Below are 1054 nucleotides of genomic sequence, written 5' to 3' on the forward strand. Positions count from 1 at the left end.
GGCAGATTGCAAGAAATAACTTGAACGAATTTAATGACGTAAATTAAGCAAGAAGATCTCGATTGGTGTATGCCAATTAAGACATTTAAGTGGCCGTGAATTCAAATACCAGTTGATTTGAACCAGTTGGTGATCACTTAGTTCTTCAATGGCTTGGCCTTTGGGAATAAAGCGCCGCAAAACTCGGTTACGGTTCTCATTACTGCCTCTTTCATGCGGTGAATAGGCATGTGCAAAATAAACCTGTGTACCAGTTCGCCGTTCAATTGTCTGATAGTTAGCGAACTCTTTACCATGATCTACGGTAAGCGTCTTGAGCTTGTCTTGAAGTTGACTAGCTAGTTCAAGTACGGCTTGAGTCATGGACTGACTGTCGCGACCATGGAGCCGTTTAACAATTGTCAGGCGACTCTTACGCTCCACAAAAGTAGCCACAGCTTGACCTTTACGTTTACCAGAAAGTACGGTATCAGCTTCAAAGTGGCCGAATTCCTGGCGAGTTTCGACTTTATGAGGCCGCTCCTCAATGGAGCGGCCGTGATTGAACGTACCACGCTTTTCTTTAGCACGATGACGACGAATTCCATGATCAGGCAAATCGGGCAACTGTATATCAAGCCATCCTTGATCAATCCAGTTATAGACCGTCTTGTAGGCAATCCCCACCACATGGGCAACTTGTTCAGGGGACCACTTCTGGACTTGAATCTTTTCCTCGATCAAGTGTTTAAGGTTTTTAGTGAGCGAAGACTTCCGCCCCCGTTGACTAACCTTTCGTTCAAAGTCAGTTTGCGCTAGCCCAGCCTGGTACTCACTATTTAGCCGGTGAAGTTCGTTAAAGATGGTGGTCTTACTAAAGCCTAAGTAGTTAGCGATGTATCGCAAGGAACGTCCTTCATTATGAAGCGTTTCAATGACAACACGGTTCTGGAATGATAAAATAGTGGTGCTCATCAAGGTCCTTCTTTCTAATGGATTGTGTGGTAACACCATTAAAGACCTTGATGGGTTTTTCTGTCCACTTAAATGTTCAACTTAAATTTTACAATCTGCC

1 protein-coding gene is annotated in these 1054 nt (G+C 44.0%); it reads right to left on the bottom strand.

Annotated features, from left to right (window positions below):
- Window positions 1-30 precede the first annotated feature (30 nt).
- Window positions 31-954, bottom strand: coding sequence for an IS30 family transposase (locus tag FC97_RS04135; RefSeq protein ID WP_004271307.1), 924 nt, complete (start codon window positions 952-954; stop codon window positions 31-33).
- Window positions 955-1054 lie beyond the last annotated feature (100 nt).

It is taken from the genome of Companilactobacillus kimchii DSM 13961 = JCM 10707, assembly GCF_001435445.1.
Taxonomy (GTDB): Bacteria; Bacillota; Bacilli; order Lactobacillales; family Lactobacillaceae; genus Companilactobacillus; species Companilactobacillus kimchii.